This is a genomic window from Pantoea sp. ARC270 (assembly GCF_003236725.1).
In the GTDB taxonomy this organism is placed as follows: domain Bacteria; phylum Pseudomonadota; class Gammaproteobacteria; order Enterobacterales; family Enterobacteriaceae; genus Pantoea; species Pantoea anthophila.
In genome coordinates, this window is the sequence record NZ_PUGA01000075.1 from 1 (window position 1) to 2,615 (window position 2,615).

The following is a 2,615-nucleotide window of genomic DNA, read 5'->3' on the forward strand; positions in this document are numbered from 1 at the left end:
CGCAGCAGCGGCCTGCAGGCGCTGGCCGACGCCGTCCGGCAGGCCGCGCGTCAGGCGCTGACGGCATCCTGACGGGCTGCGCGCGCCAGAAATTTCTTCAGCGCGTGCGAAACGGCGACAAAGCCAAAGCTGGCGGTCACCATGGTGGCCGCACCAAAGCCAGACGAACAGTCCATTCTCTTTGGCCCTTCTGCCGTGGCGCGTGACGCACAGACGCTGCCATCCGCCTGCGGATAGACCAGCGCCTCGGTGGAAAAAACGCAGTCGATGCCCAGTTTTCCTTTGCTGTTTTTCACCACGCCCAGACCTTTCAGTCGCTCACGCAGCTTTGCCGCCAGCGGATCCTGGATGGTCTTCGCCAGATCGGCGACCTGGATCTGGGTGGGATCAATCTGCCCGCCTGCGCCACCGGTGGTGATCAGCGGGATCTTATTGCGGCGACACCAGGCGATCAGCGCCGCTTTAGGCCGCACGCTGTCGATCGCGTCAATCACGTAGTCGAAACCGGCTGCCATCAGTTCAGCGGTGTTATCAGGCGTAATAAAGTCATCAATGCAGATCACGTCACAGTCAGGATTGATGGCGCGCAGACGCTCAGCCATCACCTCTGTTTTCGCCTTACCGACGTTGCCCTGCAGCGCATGAAGCTGTCGGTTGGTATTGGTGATGCAGACATCATCCATATCAATCAGGGTAATTTTACCAATGCCGGTGCGCACCAGCGCCTCTGCGGCCCAGGAGCCGACGCCACCGATACCGATCACACAGAAGTGAGCGTCAGCAAACCGTTGCAGCGCATCCTGACCATAGAGACGCGCCGTGCCGCCAAAGCGCTGATGCCAGGCGTCGTTTAACACTTTCATAGTTGAACCTGTTACGTCGTGCGGGCCCGCAGGCCCGCAGAGAAGAAATCAGTTAGCGCCCAGAAGCAGTGAACCACTGTTGCCGTTTTGCGGGCTGGAGAACAGCGGCTGACCGGCCCCCGGCGCGGCCTTGAGCACCCAGACGCGTCCGTAGTGATTATAGAAGCCCGCCAGATGCGCCGCGTCCGGGCCGATACCCTGATAGATATCAAAGTGCTGCCCTTTAATCGCACCGCCCACGTCGAGGGCCACCATCAGACGCATCTCATACTTACCGTTGAATTTGCCCTTCTCATTCAGCTGTGGCACTTCAGCCAGCAGCACCGTGCCTGCCGGAATGATGGAGCGGTCAGAAGCCACAGAGGCTTTCGCTACCAGCGGCACCGCACTGGCACCGCGCACCGGCGTGAAAGGCTCCGCCTTAAAGAAGACGAAAGAGGGGTTTGTCTCCAGCAGCGCACGCACTTCCTGCGGCGAGTGCTCCTGCGCCCACTGGCGAATCGCCTGCATCGACATATCTTCGCGCTTCACTTCACCGCGATCGATCAGCTCCTTACCGATGCTGTGATAACCCCAGCCATTTTTACCGGCGTAACCAAAGAAGCTCATCGGGCGACCATCGCCAAAGTCGACGTAGCCACTGCCCTGCACATCCATCATGAAGTTATCAATCAGCGAGTTGCTGTAGGCGATGATGTAGCGGTCATCGAGTGCGCCACTATAGATAGAGGCGCGGCTCGGGAGTTTTGCACCACGTTTACGCGGCGGCATGCGGTAAATCGGATACTGGAATTCACCCTGACGGGTGTAGCGCGCCTGCACCACCGGCGTATAGTAACCGGTAAACTGCACGTTACCGTAGTTATCCGTGCCCTCCATCTGCCAGGCGTTCAGCCCGTACTGACGAAGCTGCCGGGTGTCGGCGCCCGCCATCAGCCAGCTCTCAATCGCGCTGTAGGTGCCGTTCTGGCGACCATAGAGCGCAGACGAGGCGGACTGAATCTGGCGAACCTGCTCGCCAAAGTCCCGGCCATTGACCGGCGCGCCTTTGGCATTGGGCTGATTCACCAGCGCCAGCGGCTGTTCCAGTTTGCCATCTTTATATTGCTGACCGCGATCGGTCGGTTTAGAGCTACAGGCCGCCAGCAGCGTAATCAACGCGCCAGTGAGTGCATACTTCACCCAATGTAATTTCATTCTCTTCTCTTTTTATAACTGTTCGCCCCGCGACGATAGCAAAGCCCCCGGCAGAATGAAATGCATCCGCTTTGACCTCGCGCGGAACAGTTCAATAATTAGCCAGATGGGGGAATCCTTCAGCAACTGGCTGTTAATTTGGCTTTTATCTGCAAAAAGGGGTTGCATCAATCAGCGCGGAGAGTATAGTGCGCTTCCACGGACGCGGGGTGGAGCAGCCTGGTAGCTCGTCGGGCTCATAACCCGAAGGTCGTCGGTTCAAATCCGGCCCCCGCAACCAATACTTCTGTAGCACTCTGGCAGAAGTGACAATGTGAAAAGTCGCAAAGCGCAAGACGGACGCGGGGTGGAGCAGCCTGGTAGCTCGTCGGGCTCATAACCCGAAGGTCGTCGGTTCAAATCCGGCCCCCGCAACCACATCTTTGCAGCGGTTTCACAGATGTCAGAAAATAAAAAGTCGCAAAGCGCATGACGGACGCGGGGTGGAGCAGCCTGGTAGCTCGTCGGGCTCATAACCCGAAGGTCGTCGGTTCAAATCCGGCCCCCGCAACCACT

At 58.6% G+C, this 2,615-nt stretch carries 2 protein-coding genes and 3 tRNA genes; 3 read left to right on the forward strand and 2 right to left on the reverse strand.

Annotated features, from left to right (window positions below):
* Positions 1–50 precede the first annotated feature (50 nt).
* Positions 51–863 carry a tRNA cyclic N6-threonylcarbamoyladenosine(37) synthase TcdA gene (tcdA, locus tag CKF42_RS20840; protein ID WP_046102474.1) on the reverse strand — a complete coding sequence of 271 codons (813 nt, stop codon included), beginning with the start codon at positions 861–863 and terminating at the stop codon, positions 51–53.
* A gap of 48 nt (positions 864–911) precedes the next feature.
* Entirely contained in the window at positions 912–2,060 is a 1,149-nt protein-coding gene (mltA, locus tag CKF42_RS20845; protein WP_009087006.1) for a murein transglycosylase A, read from the reverse strand.
* A 203-nt stretch (positions 2,061–2,263) separates the two neighbouring features.
* Here mltA and CKF42_RS20850 point away from each other — a divergent pair.
* The 3 genes from CKF42_RS20850 to CKF42_RS20860 all read left to right on the forward strand — a co-directional run bounded on the left by CKF42_RS20850 (position 2,264) and on the right by CKF42_RS20860 (position 2,613).
* Positions 2,264–2,340 (forward strand) — tRNA-Met (locus CKF42_RS20850).
* Positions 2,341–2,400: 60 nt separating this feature from the next.
* Positions 2,401–2,477 (forward strand) — tRNA-Met (locus CKF42_RS20855).
* Positions 2,478–2,536: 59 nt separating this feature from the next.
* A tRNA-Met gene (locus CKF42_RS20860) sits at positions 2,537–2,613 on the forward strand.
* The last annotated feature ends 2 nt before the right edge of the window (positions 2,614–2,615 follow it).